The sequence below is a fragment of the Mycobacterium sp. ITM-2016-00317 genome (genome assembly GCF_002968295.1).
Classification (GTDB): domain Bacteria; phylum Actinomycetota; class Actinomycetes; order Mycobacteriales; family Mycobacteriaceae; genus Mycobacterium.
Window position 1 is genome coordinate 209,635 of sequence record NZ_CP134399.1, and the last position, 23,869, is coordinate 233,503.

Below are 23,869 nucleotides of genomic sequence, written 5' to 3' on the forward strand. Positions count from 1 at the left end.
CCTCAGTCGAGGTCGAACGTCGTCTTGAGATCGAATGTGGTCGTCTCCGCGACGGACCGCCGTTCCACCGGCGGCAGCGGACCACCCACGCCGGCGGGCCCGAGCCGGATCAACGCCTGCGGGTAGGCCTCCGCGTCGAACACCTCGCAGGCCAGCGCCAGGCGGCCGCGGGTGTCGTGCAGCGGCAACGTCAGCGGGCAGCTGGCCAGCCCGAGCGCGGCCGCCGACAGCGTCAGGTCACTGACCGCCTCGCCGGCCCGCAACCGCGTCCCGTCGTCGTCGGTGTCGGTGGCCAGCACCAGCATCACGGCGTCGTCCCCCGGATGGCCAGGCTGGTCGGCTCCGTAGCAGACCGCGAAGTCGCTGTCGCCGGCCCTGGCCCACCGGACGGTCGGCACCACGGCCAGGCGCACACCGAAGCGTTCGGCGCGGATCACCAGCAGTTCGATCGTGCCGGGCGGCAGCGTGCCGCGGTACGGGCGCCGGTCGGCGCGGCGGCGCCCGATGGCCTCGGCCAGTTCGACGGTGCCCGGACCCGGGGTCCGCTCGTCGACCTCCATGGTCGCCAGCACCCCGTCGGCGGGAAAGCGGCGCACGCGGCTCGACCAGCCGGCGGCGGCGAAGGCGACCGCGCAGTGGTGCAGCACCGCGCCGCAGCTGACGAGCACATCGCGCCGGTCGGAGTCGGTGTCACCGAGGCGGCGGCTCCAGTCCGCGAACAGCTGCACACCGTGGCGGTCGACGTGCCAGAGCCACGGCTGGATGTTGCGCACCGACGGCGCCTGCGCGGCGAGGTCCAGGACACTGTCCAGCGTCGCGGCATCGGGGAACGCCGTGGCCATATCCCCTCACCTCCGATGCCGGTCACCGCTGATACTGCGTCATTCTAGGTGCAGCGGCGACGCCTGGTACTGCGCAACCCGCCAGTGTCCGCCCTGCCGGGTGAGCACCACGCGGCGCCGGGCTGAGTTGGCGGGCACCGCTGCCAAAACCGCTGTGCCACGGGCGATGCGGAGGCGCGAATGCTGCCGGCGCACGACACGCATCGTGTACGGCACACAACGGTGTCCGGCCCGACCGGCTTTCTCCCAGGTGAAAGGAGCAGCCTCGCAGCGATGTTCGGAGGTCAGATTCCGGCGCCGAGTTCCGACAGGATCGTCGCGGTCGGCTTCTCCTCGGCGTGGCGGTATCCCGTGCCGGCCCACAGGTGCACGAGGTCCGCCTCACCCGCGCCGGCGGCCGCCTTGCGCAGCGGGCTGGTCAGGTGGTGGATCGCGGGATAGCCGAGCGGGGCCTGCGATTCGAACTCGTCGATGAACCGGTTGCGCAGTCCGCGTGCCGGCCGCCCGGTGAAGGCGCGGGTGAGGACGGTTTCGGTACGCCGCGGATCGGTCAGTGCGGCGCGGTGGACGGCCGAGGCCCCGCTCTCGTCGGCGCGCAGCAGTACCGTGCCCACTGCGACCGCGGCGGCCCCGGAGCCCAGCACCGCGACGACGTCGCCGGCGGTGGCCAGCCCGCCGGCGCCGATGACCGGCAACCGCACGGCGGCGGTCACCTGGGCGACGAGGTCGGCCAGCGGTACCGACGCGGGCAACCGGTCGGGGGTGAACGTTCCGGAATGCCCGCCGGCGACCGAGGCCTGCAGCGCGAGCATGTCCACACCTGCCGCGGAGGCCTCCTCGGCCTCGGGGACCGAGGTGACCGTCTGCACGACCGCGGTGCCCGCCTTCTGCAGCGCGCGGATCACATCGGGGCCGGGCAGGCCGAAGGTGAAGCTGACCACGGGCACCGGGGCGGCCAGCAGCAGGTCGACCTTGGCGCCGAACGCGTCGTCGTCGTCGACGGGGGCGGTCGGCAGGTGCAGATCGAACCGGTCCGCTTCGCGCTGCACCGCCTGCGCGTACCGGCGGTAGGCGTCCTCGCCGATCGGTACGGGGTTGGGCGCGAAGAGGTTGACCCCGAACGCGACCGACTCCTGCCGTACCGCGGAGATCTCGGTCTGCACCGTCTCGACGGTCTTGTAACCGGCCGCCAGCAGCCCGAGTGCGCCGGCGCGCGCCGCGGCGACCACCATGGCCGGAGTCGTCGGCCCGCCCGCCATGGGGGCGGCGAGCACCGGGAGGGTGACGCCGAGATTCGTCAGCGGGTTGGTCACCGGGTCCTCCTCGGTGCGAAGGGTGCTTCACGTCACGCATTCGGGGCCGGTGACAGTCCCGGCCGTCAGAAGTAGACGACCATCAACTGTGCCACGAACACCTTGATGATCATCGACACCGGGAACAGCACGGCGTACCCCACCGCCACGCGCTGGTCGGGCATCTTCGACATGGCGTACGCGTACGGTGCGGGGTTGAGCTGCGATCCGGTGAGCCCGCCGAGTGCCCGCGCAGTGCCGAACTTCAGCACGGTCCGCAGGCCGATCACGCAGATCAGCGCGTGGGCCGCGGAGACGGCGAGCGCCAGCACGACGAGTTGCAGGCCTTCGGCGGCCAGTGCGGTCACCAGGCCGCCGCCCGCGCCGGTACCGACGGCGACCAGAAACACCAACAGCGAGAACTGGTTCAGCGTGTTGGACACGTTGCCCGGCAGCGTCCAGACGATCGGACCGGTGCGCCCGAGCGCGCCCAGCACGACGCCGACCACCAACGGCGCGGTGGCGGTGCCCAGCACCAGGGCGCCGCCGCCGGGCAGCGGAAGCTCCACCAGCGCCAACACCAGTCCGATCGCCAGGCCGAGGCCGAGGCCGATCGGGTTGATGTCGCCCGCCGCGCGTTCGGAGTCGCCGAGGTCCTTGGTGATGTCGGCCATCCGGGTGCGCGGCGCGGTCACCCGGAGCCGGTCACCGTTCTGCAGCACCAGGTCGGGGGTGGCGATGATGTCGGTGTCGCCGCGGCGCACCCGGCTCACGACGGCGTCGAAGCGGTCCTCCAACCCCAGGTGGCGTAGCTCGCGGCCGACGTACTGCGGCGCGGACAGGGTGATCCGGCGGAAGTCGATCTCGCTGCGGTCCAGCCACGGCTCGGAGCGGGCGGGCCGGCCCAGATCCTTGATCATCCGCTCGACCTGGTCCTCGCTCGCGGTGACGGTCAGCAGGTCACCGGGGGCCAACCGTTCGTCGTCGTGCGCGACGCCGGTCTTGCCGTCGCGGGTCAACCGGGACACCACAGCGTGATAGTTGGTCTCCAGACCCCCCACGCTCAGATCGGGGTCGCCGAGCAGTTCCACGGTCTGCACCACGATCGGCGGCACCTTCGCGCGGTCCTCGGCATTGGGTCTGCGGCGCCCCACGGACATCAGGTACGAACACGCCAGGATGGTCAGGCAGACGGTGATCGGATAGGCCACCGCGTAGCCGATGGCCGGTTCGGGCGGGACGGCGTCACCGACGGCCAGTTGCTGCTGCACGGCGCCGAGCGCCGGCGTCGCGGTCCCGGCGCCGGCGAACGCCCCGGCGACGGTCCCGATGTCCAGGCCGAACGCCCAGCCCAGGCCCAGCGCGGTGGCGGCCATCGCGAGGATCGCGAGCACCGACACCACCACCTGTTTCCAGCCGGTGCGGATCGCGCTGACGAACGACGGGCCTGCGGCCAGGCCCACCATGTAGCAGAACACGCACAGCGACAGGCTGGTGACGATGGGCGGCAGCGCGGCGTCGGGTTCGATCGCGGTCAGTGCGAGCGCGACGAACAGCGCCCCGGCGGGGCCGAACGCGACCGGTCCGAAGCGGATGCGGCCGAACAGACTCCCGACGCCGAGGCAGAAGAAGAGCGTGAGCAGAGGGTTTTCGACGAACCACTGCATGAGCGGCAGCCTAATCCCGGGCGCGGCGGCCACGTTCGATCAGTGAAGTTGCCCGAAGACGCCGTCAGGTAGCCCACCGAAACTCAGCCCGGGTCAACAAGTTCCGCTGTCACAGACCTACCGGGTGACCGCTTCCGTCGGCAAAGAGTTCCTAGCGCCGACCGGGCGGCCCCGGCGTTGCCGGCACGCGCCGCCGGGGGTGCGCCCCGCGGGGTCAGCTGCAGACCGCGCCGACCGCCGCCGAGCCCACCAGCTTGGTGTACTTGGCCAGTACGCCGGTGGTGTAGCGCGGCGGCAGCGGCTCGAAACCTGCCTTGCGCGACTCGAATTCGTCCTCGTCGACCAGGATGTCGAGGGTGCCCTTCGCCACGTCGAGGCGGATCCGGTCACCGTCGCGCACGAAGGCGATCGGTCCGCCGTCGACGGCCTCGGGCGCGATGTGGCCGACGCACAGGCCGGTGGTGCCGCCGGAGAAGCGTCCGTCGGTCATCAGCAGTACGTCCTTGCCCAGGCCCGCGCCCTTGATGGCGCCGGTGATCGCAAGCATCTCGCGCATGCCGGGCCCGCCCTTGGGGCCCTCGTAGCGGATGACCACGACGTCGCCGTGGGTGATGGTGCCGTCTTCGAGGGCGTCCAGCGCTGCCCGCTCACGCTCGAAAACCCTTGCGGTGCCTTCGAACACGTCGGAGTCGAAGCCCGCGGACTTCACCACCGCGCCTTCGGGGGCCAGCGAACCGTGCAGGATCGTGATGCCGCCGGTCGGGTGGATCGGGTTGTTCATCGCGCGCAAGACCTTGCCGTCGGGGTCCGGCGGCTCGATGTGGGCCAGGTTCTCGGCCATGGTCAGGCCGGTGACGGTGAGGCAATCCCCATGCAGCAGACCGGCATCCAGCAGGGCCTTCATCACGACGGGCACGCCGCCGATCTCGTCGACGTGCTTCATCACGTGCCGGCCGAACGGCTTCACGTCAGCCAGGTGCGGCACCCGCTGCCCGATGCGGGTGAAGTCCTCCAGGCCCAGCTTCACGTTGGCTTCCCAGGCGATGGCCAGCAGGTGCAGCACCGCGTTGGTGGAGCCGCCGAACGCCATCACCACGGCGATCGCGTTCTCGAACGCCTCCTTGGTCAGGATGTCGCGGGCGGTGATGCCGCGGCGCAGCATCTCCACCACCGCCTCACCGGACCGGCGCGCGTACTCGTCGCGGCGCTTGTCGATCGCGACCGGGGATGCGCTGCCGGGCAACGACATTCCGAGCGCTTCGGCGGCTGAGGCCATCGTGTTGGCGGTGTACATGCCGCCGCAGGCGCCTTCGCCGGGGCAGATCGCGCGCTCGATGATGTCGACGTCCTCGCGCGACATCAGCCCACGCGCGCAGGCGCCGACCGCCTCGAAGGCGTCGATGATCGTGACTTCCTTCTCGGTGCCGTCGGTGAGCTTGGCCGTGCCCGGCATGATCGAGCCGTTGTAGAGGAAGACGCTCGCCAGGTTCAGGCGCGCGGCGGCCATCAGCATGCCGGGGATCGACTTGTCACAGCCGGCCAGCAGCACCGACCCGTCCATGCGCTCGGCCTGCATCACCGTCTCGACGCTGTCGGCGATCACCTCGCGGGAGACCAGCGAGAAGTGCATGCCCTCGTGGCCCATCGAGATGCCGTCGGAGACCGAGATGGTGCCGAACTCCAGCGGGTAGCCGCCGGCCTCGTGCACGCCGCCCTTGACCGCCTGCGCCAGCCGCTGCAGCGACATGTTGCACGGGGTGATCTCGTTCCACGACGAGCCGACACCGATCTGCGGTTTGCCCCAGTCCTCGTCGCCCATCCCGACCGCCCGGAGCATGCCGCGGGCGGCGGTCTTCTCCAGGCCGTCGGTGACGTCGCGACTACGGGGCTTGATGTCGATACCGGCATCCGTGGGATCTGAGGGCATGCGGAGATTATGCGCCTGGCGTTTCCCCCGGCCAAACCACTGAGGATACCCCCGTGGGGTACTAGTACCCTGGGCGCATGACGACGTTGACGGCGCGCGTGCTCGCCGTGCTGACCGCGATGGCGGCCGCGCTGGTGCTGCTGGCCGGCTGCGGCGGCCGGGATGCCGCCGGCGAGGCTGCGGGCGGCCCGGACGAACCCGAGGCGCCGCTGATCACCGGTGAGCCCGCCGGCTTCAACGAGGCCGACATCGCGTTCGCCACCGACATGGTGCCGCATCATGCCCAGGCCATCGACCTGGCCAGGACGGCGGCGGAGCGCTCGACGAACCCGGAAGTGGTCCGGCTGGCCGAGCAGATCGTGGCCGTCGCGCAGCCCGAGCTCAACATCCTCAACGTGTTCCTGGTGCAGTGGAAGGAGAACCCCGAGAACGGCACCGGGGCCGACGCCGACTCCGGCGCGCCGGACGAAGACCTGCCCGGAACGGTCGACGACGCGACCATCGCCCGGCTCGGGTCGCTGAGCGGGCCGGAGTTCGACAGACTGTGGCTGCAGTCGATGATCAGCCAGAACCGCGGCGCGATCGAGATCGCGAACGCGGAGATCGCCGACGGTGTCAACGTCGACGCCGTCTCCATCGCCAGGACGATCGTCGCCGGCCAGCAGGCGCAGATCGCGAAGATGACGCAGATTCTGGAGGGAATGCCGTGAGCGAGAGCGCACCCGAGTCGACCCCGGCCGATACCGGCGCCCACGGCTACTCGGCGCAGAAGGAGAACTACGCCAAGCGTCTGCGCCGCATCGAGGGCCAGGTGCGCGGGATCGCGAAGATGATCGACGAGGACAAGTACTGCATCGACGTGCTGACCCAGATCAGCGCCGTCAACAGCGCGCTGCAGTCGGTGGCGCTCGGCCTGCTCGACGAACACCTCGGCCACTGCGTCAGCCACGCGGTCGCCGCGGGCGGCGAGGAGGCCGACGCGAAGCTCGCCGAGGCCTCGGCCGCGATCGCCCGCCTCGTCCGCTCCTAGACCCGGTCCCGCGGCGGGTCGAGATCGCCGCGCAGGAGTTCGTCGGGATGGTGGACCCGGTTGACCCGCGGTGGCGTGGTGCCGTCGGTCCAGGCAAGTCGCCCTTCGGGGGTGACGGCGGCTTTCCAGTGGCCGTCGGTGAGCAGTTTGTGGTCCGGTCCGCACGCGAAGTACAGGGCGTCGGCGTCGGTGCGGCCGTCCGGGTGCCAGCCGGGAGCGTGGTGGACTTCGCAGTGGTAGCCGGGTGCGGTGCAGTCCGGCCGCGTGCAGCCGCCGTCGCGGGAGTAGCAGATGATTCGCTGATCGGCCGTGGCGATCCGGGTCTGGCGTCCCAGGTAGAGCGGCCGGCCGGTGTGGTCGTCGAAGACGGCCAGGTAGTGGATGGCGTCGGCGGCCATCCGGATCAGGTCGCGCATGGGAAGCGCCGTGCCGCCCCCGGTGCGGGCCGGCGCGGGCATGGAGACGTCCGGGTCGGTGACGGCGTGGGCCGCCTGGTCGAGCTCGGCGAGCGTGGTGCGCACGATCACCGTGACGGCATGTCCGCGATGGGATCCCAGCGCGCCGGAGGCGAAACCGGCTTTGAGGCCCAGCTTGATGCCGTCGTGGCAGCGCTGTGCCGGGGTGCGGTCATCCGCGGTCGGTTCCGCAGCGCCGTCGGGTTGGCCGTCGGGTAGATGGCGCCCGGGCCGGACGGCAGCCTCGGCGGCTTCGATGTAGGCGCGCGTCTCCGGGTCGACATGCCCGCTGAGCTTCGACATGCCGTCGGCGCCCTGCGGACCCAGCGTGAGCCCGCGGCGCCGGGCCCGGTCGTGTTCGTCGTAGTGGCCGTCGGGGTTGAACAACGCGTCGATCCGGCGGCCCAGTTCGGCGACGAAGTCGGCGTCGTGGGCGGCGGATTCGCGGACCAGGGCGGCTTCGACGTCGTCGCGGTCGGCGGTCGAGGTGCACGACGGGAGTTTGTCGAGCACCGCGGAGATCTTCTTCAGATGGTCCTCGCCGAGCACACCGGACACCAGCGCCTCGGTGACGACGGGCAGCTCGGGCGGTAGCGGAGGGCCGCTCAGTTGCCGGCGCGGGCGGAGCCTGGCCGCGAGCGCGAACCGGCGGGTGACCTCCCGGATGGGAATGCGCAGCCGCGCGGAGAGACGCTGTTTGACGGCGGGGACCATGGCGGCCTCGTCCGGCGGATCGGCGATCTGGCCGAAGACCCGGTACATCAGGGCGCGGTTGAGGCGCTGCTGCGTCTCCAGCCGATGCGCCATCTGCATGCGGTAGCCGATGCCGACCTGATCGCTGGGCAGCTCGCTCATCTCGCGGTAGGCGGCCTCGACGCGGTCGAGCAGCACGCTCCATCGCTGCCTTGCCACGTCACCTGAGAGGAATTCACCCACACCACGACGGTATCGAACATACGTGCGAAAACGGGCGGGAAAAGCGCAGCCTGTGGATGAAATCCGGATTGGGGATAACGTGCCCTTGCCGGACGCCGGTCAGTCGCCGAGGGCATCCGCGATGCGCTGCACCTTCGCGGTCAGCTGTCCGGTGAAGCCGGGGCGGATGTCGGCCTTGAGTACCAGGCTGACCCGCGGAGACACCGCGGCCACCGCGTCGACGGCCTGCTTCAACACGGCCATCACCTCGTCCCACTCGCCTTCGATGTTGGTGAACATCGCGTTGGTCTCGTTCGGCAGCCCCGACGCGCGCACGATCCGGACCGCCTCGGCGACAGCGACGCTGACCCCGCCGGTCTCATCGCCGCCGGAGGGACTGATGCTGAATGCCACGATCATGTGCTCCAGTGTCCGCGATGGGTGGTTCCCGACGCCCCAGCGGTCACAGATATCCACTCTTGGTCGCGGTGTTCTCACACGTTCGCTGAGAAGAGCGGATAGGTGTGACGGAGGGGGCGATCGGGCCGGCCGCGTAACGCCCGGCCCGGAAAGACCGATCATCAGAGCAGGTCAAGACCCTCTGTGCCGAGGGTGCCGGGGTCCGGCGGATGCGTTCGCCAGCGGGATCGATGCCGGTGCTGTGCCACACTGGGATGAGTCGCTGGACTGGAGGTAATGCATGCGGCAGCGAAACAGGAGCCGGGTCTACGCCCTGTTCATGGCAGTCGGCGTGACCGCGGGGCTGACGCTCGGTACGCCATCGGCGCTGGCCCAGCCCGCCCCGGCACCGGTCCCGCCACCGCCGCCACCGGCGAACTCGTTCGGGTTCCCGGACCAGCCGGCCACGGTCACACCGCCCGCCACCTCGGCCACGGACACCACCACACCGGTCGATCCACTGGCGGTCATCCCGGGCACCCCGAAGCCCATCCCGGAGGGCACTCCGGCCGGGCAGAACCCAAACCCGTTCGTCGGCCAGCCGCCGTTCATCCCACCGTCGTTCAACCCGGTCAACGGATCGATCGTCGGCGCGGCCAAGCCGATCTACATCAACTTCCAGCGGCCCATCGCCAACCGGCAGATGGCCCAGGACGCGGTCCACATCTCGTCGAACCCGCCGGTGCCCGGCCGGTTCTACTGGGTCAGCGACACCCAGCTGCGCTGGCGGCCGCAGGACTTCTGGCCGGTCGGCACCGAGGTCTCCATCGACGCGGCGGGCACCAAGTCCACGTTCACCGTCCCTGAACAGCTGACCGCGACGATCGACAACGACACCAAGCAGATGGAGGTCCATCGCAACGGTGTCCTGGAGAAGACCTTCCCGGTCTCGATGGGCAAGACCGGCTATGAAACCAAGAACGGCACCTACTACGTGCTGGAGAAGTTCGCCGACATCGTGATGGACTCCTCGACCTACGGCGTCCCGGTCGACGATCCGTCCGGCGAGGGCTACAAGCTCAAGGTCAAGGACGCCGTGCGCATCGACAACAGCGGCATCTTCGTCCACAGCGCGCCCTGGTCGGTCGGTGACCAGGGGGAGCGCAACGTCAGCCACGGCTGCATCAACCTCGCCCCCGAGGACGCCAAGTGGTTCTACGACAACTTCGGCAGCGGCGACGCGGTCGTCATCAAGAACACCGACGGCCCGATGTACACCCAGCCCGACGGTGCGTCGGATTGGCAGATGTTCTGACCGGTTAGGCCCGCGCCGCCCACGCCTCGTGCCACCATGAGCACAGGCCGGCGGCGGCCCGGCCGTCGGTGCTGGAGCCCGGGGGTGGGCCATGCCCGACAAGGCGGACCGCAGGACGGCAGCGCGCACGACCGTGGTGCTCGCGCTCACGCTGCTGACCGTCGTCGCGCTGCGCGGCTACCTGCCCGACGGCGCCGGCGACCCGCCACCCGACGAATCCCGACCGGCGGGCACGGGCAGCCTCGTGGCGGTGACCGCGCTGCTTGCCGTGTCGATCGTGGTGATCGCGCTCGCGGTCATCACCCAGGCGTCCCAGCGTTCGGCCCGCCCGTCCGGGGGGTCGGGGCTGCGCCCGACACGGAAATCCGGCTTCCCGTTGCGCCGCCCGCTGCTGATCGCCGCGGCGGCGCTGTTGGCCTGGGCCCTGCTCATCCTGCTGCTGATGCGGTGGGGAACCCCGGTGACGATCGAGGATCCGCCGCAGCCCGATCCGCCGGCAGGCGCCGGCACGGGCGCCACCGATCCCGGAGCGGCGCCACCGCCGCCGGCGCCGCCTGAGACGCCGACCGGGCAGGGCGGTGGCGGGATGTTCGCCGCGCTGGCCGGAACGACGATCGCACTGTTCGCGCTGGCGATCGTGGCGACGCTCGCTGCCAGAAGGCGCGCTCCCGAGACCCCGGCGCCGCCCGGCCCCGTCACGGCGGACATGCGCGCCGGGGCCGAGGCCCCCGATCTGGCCCGCGCGGCCGAACTCGGGCTGGCGGAGATGGACGATCCCCGCCGGGACCGGCGGCAGGCGATCATCGCCTGCTACCTCGCGATGGAACGGGAGCTGGCGAAGTCACCCGGCACCACACCGCGGGAATCCGACACCCCGACCGAGGTGCTGGCCCGCGCGATCGAGAGCCGCGCGCTGACGCCCGACAGCGCCACCGAACTCGTCGAGTTGTTCGAGGAGGCCCGGTTCAGCTCGCACGTGATGGCGGATGCCCACCGCGCCGACGCGGTGCGTGCGCTGCAACAGGTGCAACGTCAACTGGAGGCCACGACATGACGAAAATCGTTGCCGCCGGGGTGTTCCTGATCCTGGTCGTGCAGACGTTCGCGCTCACCCAGCTCGAACGAGAACTCGTGCTCGCGGTGACCGGCGCTGCGCTGGCGTGCGTGCTGCTGGCGGTGCGGTCGCACGTGAGCCTCGGCGGGGACGACCCGGCCGAGGCGGTGAACGATCCTGCCGCCGCGGCGATGCAGCGCTGGCTGTCGCGCACCGAGACGCTGATCTCCTGGTCGGAATCCTCGCGTGCCGACTGGGACCGCAGGCTGCGCCCGATGCTGGCCCGCCAGTTCGAACTCGCCGCCGGGCACCGGAAAGCCAAGGACCCGAGGGCCTTCCATGCGAGCGGACAGATGCTGTTCGGCGCCGAGCTGTGGCCGTGGGTCGACCCCGAGAACGTATCGGCGACCGGCAGTGCGGAACCGGGACCGGGCCGGCGCACCCTCGGCGAGATCCTGCAGCGGCTGGAGCGGCTGTGAGCACACCGGCGCTGACCACCGCCCGCTGCGGATCGGTCCTCGACGAGATCGGGCGCGCGGTCGTCGGCAAGCGCGCCGCGCTGAACCTGATCCTGATCACCGTGCTGGCCCGCGGGCACGTGCTGCTCGAAGACCTGCCCGGACTGGGAAAGACGTTGATCGCCAAGTCCTTCGCTGCCGCGCTCGGGCTGGAGTTCACCCGCGTGCAGTTCACCCCAGACCTGCTGCCCGCCGACCTGCTGGGGTCGACGATCTACGACATGCAGTCCGGCCGTTTCGAATTCCGCCGCGGCCCGGTCTTCACCAACCTGCTGCTGGGTGACGAGATCAACCGGACGCCGCCCAAGACCCAGGCCGCACTGCTGGAGGCGATGGCCGAGCGGCAGGTGAGCATCGATGGGGTGACCCACCGGCTGCCGGAGCCGTTCCTGGTGCTGGCCACCGACAACCCGATCGAGTACGAGGGCACCTATCCGCTGCCCGAGGCTCAGCTGGACCGGTTCGCGATCCGGCTGGAGCTGAAGTACCTGTCCGAGGCGGAGGAGACCACGATGCTGCGCCGCCGGCTGGACCGCGGGTCGGCGCCGGTGACGGTGCAACAGGTGGTCGATGCACACGACCTGCTGGCCATGCAGGAATCGGTGGAACAGGTCGGTGTGCACGACGACGTGCTGCACTACGTGGTCTCCCTGGCGACGGCCAGTAGACAGCATCCGCAGGTGGCGGTCGGCGCCAGCCCGCGCGCCGAGCTGGACCTGGTGCAGCTCGCCCGGGCCCGTGCGCTGCTCCTCGGGCGCGACTACGTCGTCCCCGAGGACGTCAAGGCGCTGGCCGTGCCCACGCTGGCACACCGCATCAGCCTGCGCCCCGAGATGTGGGTGCGCCGGGTCCAGGGCACCGACGTGGTGGACGACCTGCTGCGCCGCACCCCGGTGCCCCGCGCCCGGGGAGCCCGGTGACCGTCGTCGAATTACGCTGGCGCCCGGCACCTCTGGCCCGCTCGTTGGCGACCTGCGCGGCGGTGGCGATGGTCGCCGCGCTGGTGACGGGGCGGTGGGAACTCGCCGCGTTCACCGCACCGCTGCTCGGCGTGCTGTGCTCGCTGGGCCGGCAGCGTGACGTCCCGTCGGTGTCGGTGGTCGCCGAGCCGGACCTGCAGCGGTGCTTCGAGGACGAACCGGTGCGTGTGCGTGTCTCGGCGGCCGCGGACGACGGCAGTGCGGTGGCACTGCGCTGCTTCGCGCCCGCCGGTATGACGATCGACGACTACGTCGCCGCGGCGGACACGGCGGAGCTGACGGTGCGGGCGGCCCGGTGGGGCCGGTACCCGGTGCCCGCCACGGTGCGGGTGACCGGCCGCGGCGGGCTGGTCGAGGGCACCGGCACCGCCGACGCCGGCCAGGTGTGCGTGTTCCCCGTCGCGCCACCACAGGCCACACCGATCCCGCGCACCGACCTGCTCGACCGGCTCGGCACCCACCTGACCCGGTATGTCGGCCCGGGTGTGGAGTTCGCCGACATCCGGCCCTACGTCCCCGGCGACCAGTTGCGCACCGTCAACTGGCCGGTCAGCGCCCGCCGCGGCGCGTTGCACGTCACCGAACGGCTGACCGACCGGGCTGCCGACGTGGTGGTGCTGGTCGACACCTATCCGCAACCCCCCGGCCCGGCGACCGCGGCCACCGAGCGCACGGCCCGCGGGGCGGCGCAGGTGGTGCAGAGCGCGCTGCGCTACGGCGACCGGGCCGGGGTGGTCACCCTCGGCAGCCGCCGCACCCGGTGGCTGGGCGCCGACATCGGGCAGCGGCAGTTCTACCGCATCCTGGACACCGTGCTGGGCGCCGCGGAATCCTCCGGCACGTTCCAGACCGGCACCGGCTCGCTGGCGCCCCGGCCGGCCGTCCCGGTGGGCGCGATCGTGATCGCGTTCTCCACGCTCCTCGACACCGAATTCGCGCTGGCGCTGATCGATCTGCGCAAGCGCGGGCACACCGTGGTCGCCGTCGACGTGCTCGACGGCAGCCCGATCGACGGGGACCGCGATCCGCTGGTGCACCGCATGTGGGCCATGCAGCGCTCGTTCATGTACCGCGACATGGCGACCGTCGGCGTCGACATCGTGGGCTGGCCGGGTGCGGTGACGCTGGACCAGGCGATGGCGCCGCTCGTCGGCGCCGGCAGGACCCCCGTGCGGCGGTCCCGTCGGTGACCGCCGCTGTCGCGCAGCGGTTGTCGCTGCTGGCCTTCGGGGTGCTGATGGTCGCGGCCGCCGCCGTGCGCGCCGACGGCTTTGCGCTGCCGGCGGCCGGTGCCGCGCTGGGGATGGTGGCCGTCTCGGCGTGGGTGCGGCAGGTCGCCGTCGCCGCGGTGCTGCTGGCCGTGCTGACCGTCGCACTGGCGGAACCGGCACCGATGTTCACCGTGCTCGCCGGGCTGGCGGCCGCGATGTATCTCGTGCTGTGCCACACCCGGCCCACCCTGCCGACGGTGTTCTTCGCGGTCGGATTCGCCGGCGCCGCCGCGGTGGCCGTGCTGCTTCCGGTGCAGGTGCCGTGGCTGCCGCTGGCGGCGCCGCTGGCTCTGCTGGCGGTATATCTGTTGGCGCTCAGTCCTTTTGCGGTACGACAGCGCTGAGCAGCGACCACAGCCGGGGCGTCGCCTGGGTCAGCGGCCAGGTCAGCGCGCCGGTGGCCACCTCGAACGCGGTGCGGGCGATCGAGGTCGGCACGTGGTCGGGATCCATCAGTTCGTTCTCGGCCAGCGGGCTCGCGTCCGCGGCCACCATGAAGGCGGTGAACTTGCGCAGCGACCGGCCCGCGCTGCGGGACGCCTCGACGGCCGCCAGGAATGAGCCGCGCTGCACCACCTCTCGCTGGAAGTCCGGCAGCGGCACACCGAGATGCTCGGCCACCAGGTCGTCGCGGGTGTCGACGATGTGGCGCCGGACGTCGTCGCGGCCGTCAGGCGAGGCCTCCAGCGCGACGTCGCACTCGCTGTCGAAACCCAGCGACCGGTTGTTGAGGTTCGACGAGCCGATCCGCAGCAGCCGGTCGTCGACCACCATGACCTTGGAGTGCACGTACACGGACTCGCCGCCCTTGACCGCCGGCCAGTACACACCGAGTCTGCCGTGCTCGTCGGCGTCCCACAGCAGGTGCAGCAGCCGCTCCCGCGCGCTGTCCATCGACTGCTGCTCCAGCCGGCTCTCCGAGGTGCGGGGCAGCACGATCACCACCTCCGGGCCGTCCGGTTCGCGCAGCCGCGCCGCGAGTGCTTCGGCCAGCCCGCGGGCGGCCAGGTACTGGTTCTCCAGATAGATCACCTCGCGTGCGGCGGCGATCGCGGCGAAGTCCAGCGCCTCGACCTCGCGGACCTCCGGGCGGCCGGGCAACGTCGGAAGCGTGCGCGCCACACCGACTTCGACGTTCCGCAGCGCCGGGCGCAACCGCTGCGGCCACACCGGTTCGCGCGGCGAGACGGGCGGCAGCGACCGCCCGGTGGCGGCCCGCCACCGGTCCCTTGCCTGCTCGCCCAGCACCCGCGCGGCCGGGCCGTCCACCGCAACGGCGACCTCGTGGCGGGGACCGTAGGGCTGCCCCGCGGTCCGCCGGCCGGATCGTCGGGCAGGTGTGCGCGGGTGTCCCACCGCCCGACGGTCAGGTCGATGCCGCCGCAGAACGCCATCGAGTCGTCGATCACCACGATCTTCTGGTGGTGCACCGCGCCGGTGGGTCGAGCCCCGTCGACCGCGAAATGCATTCGGCTGGAGGTGATTCGGTTCATCAGTGCCACCGGGGCCACGCCGAACCAGAACCCGTCGAACGCCGGCAGCAGCCGCAGGTTGGACTTGAGTAGATACACGTGCAGGTCCCGGCGACTCAACAGCAGCCAGTTCAGGAACATCCCCAGGTGATCGGGCCCGGACAGCGTCGCCTCTTGCGGCTCGAAGGCCGTGCGCGAGTCCAGATCCCACCCGATGAGCATGATGCGGCGCTCGGCGCGCAGCATCGCGGCCTTGACTGCGACCAGATAGTCGGCGCCGTCCACGACGGGCGTGAAGCGGTTCGCCCGCGCGGTCTGCGTGCACGTCGACCCCGGCATGAGAAGCCGGTCCTCGGCCTCCCGCTCCGGCGGGCTCTGCAGCTGGTCTGACATCGTCTCACCTTCGGCCGGCGGAACCGGACCTCCCGAGCGTATGCGGTCGGGCACGGCGCCGTCAGGCGACGGTGCGCCGGAACTCGCTGGGGTTGACGCCGCGCACCCGCTTGAACGCTGCGCTGAACGCGAACGGGTCCGAGTAGCCGACCGTGCGGGCGACCTCGGCCACGGTCGCCGACCTGCGCTCCCGCAGCACGTCCACCGCGAGGGTCATCCGCCAGCCGGTGAGGTAGGTCAGCGGCGGTTCGCCGACCAGTTCGGTGAACCGTTTGGCCAGCGTCGATCGCGACACCCCGGTGCGGTCGGCCAGCAGCGAGACCGTCCACGGCGCCGCGGGCTCGGCGTGCAGCAGCCGCAGCGCGTCACCCACCACCGGGTCCCGCTGGGCGGTCCACCAGGCCGGCGGTTCGCCGCCGGGACGGTCGAACCACTCGCGCAGCGTGCACACCAGCATCCAGTCCAGCAGCCGGTCGAGCACCACCTGCTGGCCGGGGATGTCGAGCGCGACCTCGGCGGCCAGGTGGTCGAGAACCGCGTCGCCGGTGCCGCCGCCGGCGACCCGCAGCACGGTGGGCAGCGCGTCCAGCAGGCGCCGGTTGATCTCCCCCTGCACCGGGTAGGCGCCGACGATCAGGGTGGTCGACCCCGCCCGGTCGTGCGCGACGTCGTTCCAGCCCAACCGGTGCCGAGTGCCGCCGAGATCCGGGGTGGCGCAGAACTGTCCGCACGCGATCGGCTCGGCAGCGGTGCCGGGTGTGTCGACGAACCTGAACGTCGCGGGACCTTTCACCACGACGGTGTCGCGGGCGCGCAGCGGCTCGGCCTCGCCGTGCTCCGGCACGATCCAACCCTCGCCGTCGAGCACGGTGCACAGCGTCAGCGGTGGCCCGTCGACGAAATCCAGCGACCACGGCGGTGACAACGTGGACGCACCGAACAGCGAACCCTGTGCGCGCACCCCGCGGCAGAGGTCGTCGAACACGTCCATCCCGCAAGGGTAGACGATCGCACAGGAATCACGGCTGATCGCAGGGAATTCGTCCGGAGCCCCGGCACGTCTCCCCGGGAGGCCTGCTGTTGTGACGTATGCCGCCGGGCCGGACCGGTTGCGGGCAGGCGCAACGGGCAACCCGTCCGGACAAGGAGGTTCCGATGTCCGAGACTCACGACCGATCACCCGCCCCGGCGGACGCCCCGACCCGACAGGACGCGCCCGTGCTGCTGTACGACGGCATCTGCGGATTCTGCAACGGCGCCGTCCAGGCCATCCTGCGTCTGGACCGGCACGGGTCGCTGCGGTTCGCCGCCCTCGACAGTGACTTCGCCCGAGGCGTCATCGACCGCCATCCGTTCCTGGCCGACGTCGACTCGGTGGTGTTCGTCGAGAACCCGGGAGGCGCCGACGAGCAGGTCGCGGTCAAATCCGCCGCGGCGCTGCGAGTCACCGACTACCTCGGCGGTCCGTGGCGGGCGTTCCGGGCCGCGGGCGTCATCCCGGCCCCGGTGCGCGACCGGCTCTACGACGGCTTCGCCCGGGTCCGGTACCGGATCTTCGGCACCCACGACACCTGCCCGATCCCGGCGCCGGAGGTGCGCGCCCGCTTCCTCGACTAGCCGCCGTCGCCGGTCAGTTCCAGATGTGCACGCGCCGTTCGGGTTCCAGGTACAGCTCGTCGTCGGGCCCGACCCCGAACGCGTCGTAGAACGCGTCCATGTTGCGGATGACGCCGTTGCAGCGGAACTCGGGCGGCGAGTGCGGGTCCACCGCCAGCCGCCGGATCGACTCCGCCTCACGGGATTTGGTCCGCCACACCTGGGCCCAGCCGAAGAACACGCGCTGCTCGCCGGTCAGCCCGTCGATCACCGGCGCCGGCTTGCCCTTCAGTGACAGCTTGTAGGCCAGCAGTGCTATCGACAGGCCGCCGAGGTCGCCGATGTTCTCGCCGACGGTGAACGCGCCGTTGACGTGATGCGACGGGTCCAGCCCGCGCGGCACGAACTCCTCGTACTGCTCGATCAGCGCCTTCGTGCGCTTGCCGAACTCGTCGCGGTCCCGGTCGGTCCACCAGTCCACCAGGTTGCCGTCGCCGTCGTACTTGGCGCCCTGGTCATCGAAGCCGTGCCCGATCTCGTGGCCGATGACCGCCCCGATGCCGCCGTAGTTGGCGGCGTCGTCGGCGTCGGCGTCGAAGAACGGCGGCTGCAGGATCGCGGCCGGGAACACAATCTCGTTCATGCCGGGGTTGTAGTACGCGTTGACGGTCTGCGGCGTCATGAACCACTCGTCACGGTCCACCGGCCCGCCCAGCTTGGCGAGATCCCGGTCGTACTCCAACGCGTACCCGCGCCGGTAGTTGCCGTACAGGTCGTCGCGGGCGATCTCCAGCGCGGAGTAGTCGCGCCACTTCTTCGGGTAGCCGATCTTCGGGGTGAACTTGTCGAGCTTGACCAGCGCCTTCTCCCGGGTCTCGGGCGTCATCCAGTCCAGCGAGTTGATGCTCACCCGGTAGGCCTCACGAAGATTGGCCACCAGCTCGTCCATCCGCGCCTTGGCCTGCGGCGGGAAGTACCGCTCGACGTACAGCCGGCCCAGCGCCTCACCCATCAGGCTCTCGACCACCGAAACGCCGCGCTTCCAGCGTTCGCGGATCTCCTCGGTGCCCGACAGCCGCTTGCCGTAGAACGAGAAGTCCTCGGCGATCAGCTCGTCGGTCAGCAGGAACGTCCTGGCGTGGATCACCCGCCAGCGCAGCCAGTTCTTCCAGACCTCCAGGTCCTCGCCCGCCCACAGCGCGGCGAACGCGGTCAGGAAGTCCGGCTGGCGGACCACCACCTCGGCGGCCTGCTCATCGGTCGCTCCGAGCCCGGAAAGCCAACCGGCCCAGTCGAAGCCGGGGGCCTGCTCGACGACCTCGGCGAAGGTGCGCAGGTTGTAGGTCAGGTCGGCGTCGCGGCGCTTGACCACATCCCAGTGCGCCGCGGCGATCTTGGTCTCCAGCGCGACGACCGCGGCGGCCGTGTCGGCGTGCGCGTCGGCGTCCCCGCCGTAGACCTGGGCGAACATCGCGGCGATGTGGCCGGGGTAGGCGGCCAGGATCTCGGCGTGCTGCTCGTCGCGGAAGTAGGACTCGTCGGGCAGCCCGATCCCGGACTGGGTCAGGTGCAGCAGGTAGCGGGTGGAGTTCTTCGAGTCGGTGTCGACGTAGAGCCCGGTGCCGCCACCGACACCGGTGCGCTGCAGCGAACCCATCACCCGGGCCAGCGCCTCGGGGGTGCCGGCCGCGTCGACGGCGGCCAGCTCGTCGAGCAGCGGGGCCAGCCCGCGCGCCCGGACCGTGTCCTCGTCCATGAAGCTCGCGAACAGATCGCCGATGCGGGACGCGTCAGTTGAACCTGAGCTGCGCTGCTCGTCGGTGCCGTGCTCGGCACCGGAGGCGGCGGCCTCGGCGATGAGGTCGCGGATCTGTTCCTCGGCGCGGTCGTACAGCGTGCGGAACGCACCGTCGGTGGCCCGGTCCGGCGGAATCCGGTACTCGGCCAACCAGCGGCCGTTCACGTGGCCGAACAGGTCGTCCTGCGGCCGGGCGTCGGTGTCGACGTAGCGCAGGTCGAGTCCGGAGTTGAGTGTCGACTTGGGCGAAGTGGCTTCTACCGTCACCCCACCAGCCTGCCAGAAGTCCGGCGGACACCCGTCCAGGTAGCCTCACGCGCATGCCCGACGACGAGCAGCCTTCTCCGCCACCGCCCCGCGGCGACGGGGTCTTCAGCACCTACGGCGTGGTGTCGGCCGTGCTGGCGGTGGTCGCGGTCGCCGCCGCGGTGCTCGCGGCGGTGATCTGGAACGGCCACCGCGACGAGACCGACGAGCTGAGGTACCGCACCGAGGTGCTGCAGACCGCCGCCGACTGGACGGGCGTGCTGATCAACATGAACTCCGAGACCGTCGAGACCGACCTGGCCACCCTGCACGAGGGCACCGTCGGCCAGCTCAACGCCGAGTTCGAGACCGCCGTCGAGCCCTACCGCGAGCTGGTGCGGACGTTGCGGTCACGCACCACCGGGCAGATCGACTCGGTGGCGATCGAGACCATCCACCACGCCCAGCCCGGCGACCCGCCGCAGGAGTCCGAGGGCGTCGACGGGTTCTCGGCGCGCACCGACACCGTGATGGTGGTCGCGACATCGCTGTCGGAGAACGCCGGCACCGAGAAACCCCAGACCGTGCGCTGGACGTTGCGACTGGACGTGACCGACGTCGACGGCAGGCTGGCGATCTCCCGGCTGGAGCCGATCCGATGAGGAACCGGTTGCGTGTACTGGCCTTCGACCTGCTCGCGCCCGCGGCGGCGGTGGCCGCGCTGGTGTACATCGGGCTCGCACTCGGCTGGCCACTGTGGTGGGTGTCGGTGTGCTCGGTGCTGTGCGTGCTGGTGATCGAAGGGGTCGTCGTCAACTTCGTGCTGGCCCGCCGCGACAAGGTCACCGTCGGCACCGACGACGACGGTCCCGGGCTGCGGCTGGCGGTGGTCGCCACGGCGACGGTCGCGCTGCTGGCCGCGGTGCTGGTCGGCTACACCCAGTGGACCAGGCCCGACCAGGCGTTGCGCGCCGACACCGCCGAGGTGGCCGGCATCGCCAGCAGCGTCGCCGAGGCGTCGGCGACCTTCACCCCACAGAGCCCGACCGCCGCGATCGACCGCGCCACCGGCCTGATGTCGCAGGCCAGCGCCGAGCGCTTCCAGAACGAATTCGCCGCGGTGGCAAAGGATCTGGGGTCGCGGAACGTCTCCGCGCAGGCCAGCACGGTGTCGGCCGGCGTCGAGGCCATCGGGCCGGACGCGGCCAGCGTGGCGGTGATCCTGCGAGGCACGCAGAGCGCCCCCGGCCAGCGGCCCAGCACCGCGATCCTCGCGCTGCGGGTCGCGCTGTCGAAGACCGACGGCCGCTGGGTGGTCGAGGACGTCGCGCCGATCCACTCCCGTTGAATTCTCGGCTCCGCCGAGGTCGCTAGCCGTCTGCGGTCTCGGCGTCGCTCATCTCGTCGATGACGACCTTCGACGCGGCCCGCAGCGCCGGCCAGTCACCGTGCCAACCCAGCACGTGCACAGCCAGATCGGCGGTGCGCTGCGGCTGATCGGCGGCGCCCAGCCCGTCGGCCCGCAGGTTCGGCAGCGTCTCGACGAGCCGGAACACCGCATCCTCGTCGCCGCTGACGTCGAACCTGTCGTCCGGCGGCGGGCCCTGGGCGGTGACCACCCGGTGCGACAGCTCGCGGTAGGCCGCGCGCAATTCCGTTCGCTGCCGGTGGAACTCCTCGAACTGCTGGTCGCGCACCTCCGGCATCAGGTACAGGATGCCGAGGTTCCACGGGCTGTCCCAGAGCAGGTGGCTGTCGATGAGGACCAGTGCGTGCAGCAGCACCGCAGGCGGTTCCGGCCGGTCCCGCAACCGGCGCGCAGCCACCAGCGACGACGCGACGGTGCCGCTGAGCAGCGACGCGAGAATATCGCTCTTGGTGCGGAAGTGGTGGTACAGCGAGGCCTGCCGGATCCCGACCGCCTCGGCGATCTGGCGGGTCGAGGTGGCCGCGACGCCGAGCGTGGTGAACAGTTCGGCGGCCGCGTCCAGCACCTCCTCGCGGGCGGTGGCACCGGGACGCTTCCGGTCTTCCAGGCGGGGCCGTCCGGTGGGGGTGCGCACGTGCCGATCCTGCCAGGTGCCCGGGACCGGCACGTGCGTCCGCACGGTTACGGCTGCCCGCTCAGCGCCGCGCTCCGGTCGGCCGGCGCCACCTGCGGTCCGGCTCCGCGGCCGCGGGCGTGCCGGTCCGCAGCGCGACCAGCACGTAGGCCAGCAGCGACGCCGCACCGGCCAGCAGGGTGCTCCACCCGTCCCACGCGGGAGACACCGCCGCGTTGGGCACGTACAGCAGGGTGTTGTCGACGCCGTAGATCGTCGGGGTGAGCACGAAGAACGTCAGCCGCACCCCGATCCCGACGACCACAGCCGCCGCGGCGGCGGCAGCACCGCCGCGGCGCCAGTACAGCCCGAGCACGAACGGCACCACCAGGCTGGCGAGCAGCAGGTCGAAGGCCAGCGTGAGCAGGATGCCGGTCTGCGGGACGCGCAACGCCACCACGGCGGCCAGCGCCGCGATCGGCAGCGTCGTCCAGCGGGTCGCGGTCAGGATCCGGTGGGTCATCACCGCGGCGCCCTCATCGACGCGGAACACGTTGCGCACCAAGACCGATGCGGTGGACAGCAGGATGCCGCTGACCGTGGTCAGGGTCGCGGCGAGCAGACCGGAGATCACGATGATGGCCAGCCACGCAGGCGCGTATTCGGCGAGCAGCGTGAACAGGATCGGGCCGTCGGCGGCGGCGTCACCGACGATGCTGACCGCGGCCAGCGCGACGAACGACAGCGGCAGGCACAGCAGCAGGATGCCCGCCGACGCGGCGAAGCAGGCCCGCTGCGCGGCGCCCGGGCTGTTGGCCGAGAACACCCGCTGCATCAGGTCGATGGCCACCAGGTTGCCCAGGCCCAGCGCGATGATGGTCGCCCAGTTGATCACCGCACCCGACTCGGCGGACGTCAGCTGCGACAGGTTGTCGGCGCCGAAACCCTCCGGCGCGGAGAAGCCGTGGGTGGTGGCCACCCAGATCACCAGCGCGGCAACGGCGACGACGTTGACGACCACCTGGGCGACCCCGGTGTACACGCTGGCGAACATGCCGCCGGTGATGGTGTAGAGCAGCGCCAGCGGGATGGTCAGCAGAATGCCTATGGCGTAGGAGATCCCGAGGAAGCGTTCCAGCAGGAAGCCGATCGCGACCAGGTTGCCGGCCAGCAGGATCACGAAGCTGCCGACGGTCAGCCACGACGCGACCACCTCGATCACCGGGCCGAAGCGGGACCGGAAGTACTCGGGCAGCGTCACCACATTGGTGGTGCGCAGGCGTTTCGCGAAGAACAGGCCCATCAGGAACAGGCACAACGCGAGGCCGATCGGCAGCGCGGCACCGGCCCAGAAGCCGAACGCCGCCGACAGGTCCGCGTTGCCGATGGTCGCGTTGGAGTCGACCGGCTGGGCGATGAGCACGGCGGTGACCAACACCGCGGGCAGCGCCCGGCCGGCGACGAGGTAGTTGGTGGAGTCACCGCGCACCCGGCGCGCGGAGACCACACCGCTGACGGTGAGGATCAGGAGGAAGATGGCAACGCCGGTGATGATCATGGCGGAACTCCAGAGGACGAAGGGTCGGGAGAGTGCCGGCGACGTTGCCGGAGAGGAACGGGATCAGTTGACGCCGACGGCCTTCCGGCCGAAGGTGGACAGCGGGTGGGCGCCCTCGGGCAGTGTCACCTCCCCCCGGGCCAGCCGTTGTTGCAGATACCGGAAGCTCTGCGCGGTCTGGGCGAACAGGTGCTCACCGGCGACGACCGCAGGCCGGGGTGGGTTGCCGTTGCCGGCGAACGCGGGCAGCGGCGCCACCTCGGTGTCGTAGTCGACGTTGACGAACAGCGGGAACGAGTACCGCTCGGCCTCGACCTTGCGCACCCGGTGGGTGGTCGCGACGAACTCGCCGTTGGTCCAGATCTCCAGCAGGTCACCGATGTTCAGCACGAACGCGTCGTCGATGAGCGGCACGTCGATCCAGTCGCCCGCGGTGTTGAGTACCTCAAGGCCGGCCGCGGTCGGCCGCAGCAGGGTGAAGCACTCGTAATCGGTGTGCGCGCCGATGCCCGGGCGGTCGGCGGCGGCGGGGTCGTAGGGGTAGTGGATCAGGCGCAGCTGCGACGGCGGCGCGGTGACGTGCCGGTCGAAGAGGTCGGCCGGTTCGCCCAGGGCCACTGCGAAGGCGCGCAGGAGCGTGCGTGACAACGCGAAAACCGCGTCGTACCAAGCTGTCACGGCCTCGCGGAAGCCCGGCAGGTCCGGCCACTGGTTGGGGCCGAGCAGCGGGTGGCCGGCCAGGTAGCGCGGATCGTCGGCGGGCAGGTCGAGCGACACGTCGAACGCCTCCTTGGCGTCGACGGTGCCTGCCGAGAACACCTCCTCACCCGGCGGCACGTAGCCGCGGTGGTTGCTCGACCGGCCGATGTAGACGCGGTGCTTGTCCTCGTCGGGGAGCGCGAAGAACGCGCGGGTGCGCTCCAGGAGCGCCGCGAACAGTTCCGGATCCACGCCGTGGCCGACGATCTGGGCGAAGCCGACGTTGCGGGCGGCCGCCCCGAGGGCGTGCACCGCGGCGTCGTAGCCGGGCCCGGACCCGTCGCGCAGGGCGGAGATGTCGAGCACCGGAACTTCGGTGAAATGCGTTGTCATCGTGGTC

General features: G+C 71.1%; 22 protein-coding genes and 1 pseudogene. 11 read left to right on the top strand and 12 right to left on the bottom strand.

Annotated features, from left to right (window positions below):
- Nucleotides 1–2: 2 nt before the first annotated feature.
- The 4 genes from C6A87_RS01055 to ilvD form a co-directional block, all read right to left on the bottom strand.
- Nucleotides 3–842 carry a nitroreductase gene (locus C6A87_RS01055; RefSeq protein WP_311115581.1) on the bottom strand — a complete coding sequence of 280 codons (840 nt, stop codon included), beginning with the start codon at nucleotides 840–842 and terminating at the stop codon, nucleotides 3–5.
- A gap of 284 nt (nucleotides 843–1,126) precedes the next feature.
- A complete protein-coding gene (locus tag C6A87_RS01060) occupies nucleotides 1,127–2,101 on the bottom strand; it encodes a nitronate monooxygenase (RefSeq protein WP_396837144.1) in 975 nt (324 codons plus the stop codon).
- A gap of 119 nt (nucleotides 2,102–2,220) precedes the next feature.
- Entirely contained in the window at nucleotides 2,221–3,801 is a 1,581-nt protein-coding gene (locus C6A87_RS01065) for a TrkA C-terminal domain-containing protein (RefSeq protein WP_311115583.1), read from the bottom strand.
- A 214-nt stretch (nucleotides 3,802–4,015) separates the two neighbouring features.
- On the bottom strand, nucleotides 4,016–5,728 hold the full coding sequence (ilvD, locus tag C6A87_RS01070) for a dihydroxy-acid dehydratase (RefSeq protein ID WP_311115584.1): 1,713 nt from the start codon (nucleotides 5,726–5,728) through the stop codon (nucleotides 4,016–4,018).
- Between the two features lie 77 nt (nucleotides 5,729–5,805).
- On the opposite strand from ilvD, the gene C6A87_RS01075 reads away from it, so the two are divergent.
- On the top strand, nucleotides 5,806–6,438 hold the full coding sequence (locus tag C6A87_RS01075; RefSeq protein ID WP_311115585.1) for a DUF305 domain-containing protein: 633 nt from the start codon (nucleotides 5,806–5,808) through the stop codon (nucleotides 6,436–6,438).
- Entirely contained in the window at nucleotides 6,435–6,758 is a 324-nt protein-coding gene (locus tag C6A87_RS01080) for a metal-sensitive transcriptional regulator (RefSeq protein ID WP_311115586.1), read from the top strand. Before C6A87_RS01075 ends, C6A87_RS01080 begins: the two co-directional genes overlap by 4 nt.
- Here the strand turns inward: C6A87_RS01080 and C6A87_RS01085 are convergent.
- Nucleotides 6,755–8,149, bottom strand: a complete 1,395-nt coding sequence (locus C6A87_RS01085; RefSeq protein ID WP_311115587.1) for a 13E12 repeat family protein — start codon at nucleotides 8,147–8,149, stop codon at nucleotides 6,755–6,757. The two genes, C6A87_RS01080 and C6A87_RS01085, sit on opposite strands and share 4 nt — an antisense overlap.
- Nucleotides 8,150–8,248: 99 nt before the next feature.
- Nucleotides 8,249–8,548 carry a thiamine-binding protein gene (locus C6A87_RS01090; RefSeq protein ID WP_311115588.1) on the bottom strand — a complete coding sequence of 100 codons (300 nt, stop codon included), beginning with the start codon at nucleotides 8,546–8,548 and terminating at the stop codon, nucleotides 8,249–8,251.
- A 280-nt stretch (nucleotides 8,549–8,828) separates the two neighbouring features.
- Here C6A87_RS01090 and C6A87_RS01095 point away from each other — a divergent pair, with 280 nt between their 5' ends.
- From C6A87_RS01095 to C6A87_RS01120, 6 genes are all read left to right on the top strand, one after another.
- A complete protein-coding gene (locus tag C6A87_RS01095) occupies nucleotides 8,829–9,842 on the top strand; it encodes a L,D-transpeptidase (RefSeq protein ID WP_311115589.1) in 1,014 nt (337 codons plus the stop codon).
- A gap of 91 nt (nucleotides 9,843–9,933) precedes the next feature.
- Entirely contained in the window at nucleotides 9,934–10,896 is a 963-nt protein-coding gene (locus C6A87_RS01100; protein WP_311115590.1) for a DUF4129 domain-containing protein, read from the top strand.
- Nucleotides 10,893–11,375: a hypothetical protein gene (locus C6A87_RS01105; RefSeq protein ID WP_311115591.1), complete on the top strand. Its 483-nt coding sequence runs from the start codon at nucleotides 10,893–10,895 to the stop codon at nucleotides 11,373–11,375. Before C6A87_RS01100 ends, C6A87_RS01105 begins: the two co-directional genes overlap by 4 nt.
- Nucleotides 11,372–12,334 carry a MoxR family ATPase gene (locus tag C6A87_RS01110; protein WP_311115592.1) on the top strand — a complete coding sequence of 321 codons (963 nt, stop codon included), beginning with the start codon at nucleotides 11,372–11,374 and terminating at the stop codon, nucleotides 12,332–12,334. Before C6A87_RS01105 ends, C6A87_RS01110 begins: the two co-directional genes overlap by 4 nt.
- Complete coding sequence (locus C6A87_RS01115; protein WP_311115593.1) at nucleotides 12,331–13,584, top strand: DUF58 domain-containing protein; 1,254 nt, start codon at nucleotides 12,331–12,333, stop codon at nucleotides 13,582–13,584. Before C6A87_RS01110 ends, C6A87_RS01115 begins: the two co-directional genes overlap by 4 nt.
- Nucleotides 13,585–13,631: 47 nt before the next feature.
- Entirely contained in the window at nucleotides 13,632–14,009 is a 378-nt protein-coding gene (locus tag C6A87_RS01120; protein WP_311118141.1) for a hypothetical protein, read from the top strand.
- On the opposite strand, the pseudogene C6A87_RS01125 reads toward C6A87_RS01120, so the two are convergent.
- A pseudogene (locus C6A87_RS01125) lies at nucleotides 13,981–15,530 on the bottom strand (phospholipase D-like domain-containing protein). The gene C6A87_RS01120 and the pseudogene C6A87_RS01125 overlap by 29 nt on opposite strands.
- Nucleotides 15,531–15,591: 61 nt before the next feature.
- Nucleotides 15,592–16,521, bottom strand: a complete 930-nt coding sequence (locus C6A87_RS01130) for an AraC family transcriptional regulator (RefSeq protein WP_311115594.1) — start codon at nucleotides 16,519–16,521, stop codon at nucleotides 15,592–15,594.
- Nucleotides 16,522–16,685: 164 nt separating this feature from the next.
- On the opposite strand from C6A87_RS01130, the gene C6A87_RS01135 reads away from it, so the two are divergent.
- Complete coding sequence (locus tag C6A87_RS01135; RefSeq protein WP_311115595.1) at nucleotides 16,686–17,147, top strand: DCC1-like thiol-disulfide oxidoreductase family protein; 462 nt, start codon at nucleotides 16,686–16,688, stop codon at nucleotides 17,145–17,147.
- Nucleotides 17,148–17,160: 13 nt separating this feature from the next.
- Here C6A87_RS01135 and C6A87_RS01140 read toward each other — a convergent pair whose 3' ends face one another.
- Nucleotides 17,161–19,191, bottom strand: a complete 2,031-nt coding sequence (locus tag C6A87_RS01140) for a M13 family metallopeptidase (RefSeq protein ID WP_311115596.1) — start codon at nucleotides 19,189–19,191, stop codon at nucleotides 17,161–17,163.
- Between the two features lie 53 nt (nucleotides 19,192–19,244).
- Between C6A87_RS01140 and C6A87_RS01145 the strand changes: the two genes are divergently transcribed.
- Together C6A87_RS01145 and C6A87_RS01150 are read left to right on the top strand one after the other, a co-directional pair.
- Complete coding sequence (locus tag C6A87_RS01145) at nucleotides 19,245–19,832, top strand: hypothetical protein (protein ID WP_311115597.1); 588 nt, start codon at nucleotides 19,245–19,247, stop codon at nucleotides 19,830–19,832.
- A complete protein-coding gene (locus tag C6A87_RS01150; protein ID WP_311115598.1) occupies nucleotides 19,829–20,518 on the top strand; it encodes a hypothetical protein in 690 nt (229 codons plus the stop codon). Before C6A87_RS01145 ends, C6A87_RS01150 begins: the two co-directional genes overlap by 4 nt.
- 22 nt (nucleotides 20,519–20,540) lie before the next feature.
- On the opposite strand, the gene C6A87_RS01155 is transcribed toward C6A87_RS01150, so the two are convergent.
- The 3 genes from C6A87_RS01155 to C6A87_RS01165 all read right to left on the bottom strand — a co-directional run bounded on the left by C6A87_RS01155 (nucleotide 20,541) and on the right by C6A87_RS01165 (nucleotide 23,862).
- On the bottom strand, nucleotides 20,541–21,233 hold the full coding sequence (locus C6A87_RS01155) for a TetR/AcrR family transcriptional regulator (RefSeq protein WP_311115599.1): 693 nt from the start codon (nucleotides 21,231–21,233) through the stop codon (nucleotides 20,541–20,543).
- A 61-nt stretch (nucleotides 21,234–21,294) separates the two neighbouring features.
- Nucleotides 21,295–22,770, bottom strand: a complete 1,476-nt coding sequence (locus C6A87_RS01160; protein ID WP_311115600.1) for a sodium:solute symporter family transporter — start codon at nucleotides 22,768–22,770, stop codon at nucleotides 21,295–21,297.
- 63 nt (nucleotides 22,771–22,833) lie between these two features.
- Complete coding sequence (locus C6A87_RS01165; protein WP_311115601.1) at nucleotides 22,834–23,862, bottom strand: 2-oxoglutarate and iron-dependent oxygenase domain-containing protein; 1,029 nt, start codon at nucleotides 23,860–23,862, stop codon at nucleotides 22,834–22,836.
- Nucleotides 23,863–23,869: the final 7 nt, after the last annotated feature.

Coding starts and splice junctions, on each gene's coding strand:
- C6A87_RS01100 (WP_311115590.1), top strand. CDS start 9,934: ATGCCCGACAAGGCGGACCGCAGGACGGCAGCGCGCACGACCGTGGTG.
- C6A87_RS01095 (WP_311115589.1), top strand. CDS start 8,829: ATGCGGCAGCGAAACAGGAGCCGGGTCTACGCCCTGTTCATGGCAGTC.
- C6A87_RS01135 (WP_311115595.1), top strand. CDS start 16,686: ATGTCCGAGACTCACGACCGATCACCCGCCCCGGCGGACGCCCCGACC.
- ilvD (WP_311115584.1), bottom strand. CDS start 5,728: ATGCCCTCAGATCCCACGGATGCCGGTATCGACATCAAGCCCCGTAGT.
- C6A87_RS01055 (WP_311115581.1), bottom strand. CDS start 842: ATGGCCACGGCGTTCCCCGATGCCGCGACGCTGGACAGTGTCCTGGAC.
- C6A87_RS01130 (WP_311115594.1), bottom strand. CDS start 16,521: ATGGACGTGTTCGACGACCTCTGCCGCGGGGTGCGCGCACAGGGTTCG.
- C6A87_RS01105 (WP_311115591.1), top strand. CDS start 10,893: ATGACGAAAATCGTTGCCGCCGGGGTGTTCCTGATCCTGGTCGTGCAG.
- C6A87_RS01145 (WP_311115597.1), top strand. CDS start 19,245: ATGCCCGACGACGAGCAGCCTTCTCCGCCACCGCCCCGCGGCGACGGG.
- C6A87_RS01060 (WP_396837144.1), bottom strand. CDS start 2,101: ATGGCGGGCGGGCCGACGACTCCGGCCATGGTGGTCGCCGCGGCGCGC.
- C6A87_RS01075 (WP_311115585.1), top strand. CDS start 5,806: ATGACGACGTTGACGGCGCGCGTGCTCGCCGTGCTGACCGCGATGGCG.
- C6A87_RS01150 (WP_311115598.1), top strand. CDS start 19,829: ATGAGGAACCGGTTGCGTGTACTGGCCTTCGACCTGCTCGCGCCCGCG.
- C6A87_RS01065 (WP_311115583.1), bottom strand. CDS start 3,801: ATGCAGTGGTTCGTCGAAAACCCTCTGCTCACGCTCTTCTTCTGCCTC.
- C6A87_RS01165 (WP_311115601.1), bottom strand. CDS start 23,862: ATGACAACGCATTTCACCGAAGTTCCGGTGCTCGACATCTCCGCCCTG.
- C6A87_RS01120 (WP_311118141.1), top strand. CDS start 13,632: ATGGTCGCGGCCGCCGCCGTGCGCGCCGACGGCTTTGCGCTGCCGGCG.
- C6A87_RS01090 (WP_311115588.1), bottom strand. CDS start 8,548: ATGATCGTGGCATTCAGCATCAGTCCCTCCGGCGGCGATGAGACCGGC.
- C6A87_RS01160 (WP_311115600.1), bottom strand. CDS start 22,770: ATGATCATCACCGGCGTTGCCATCTTCCTCCTGATCCTCACCGTCAGC.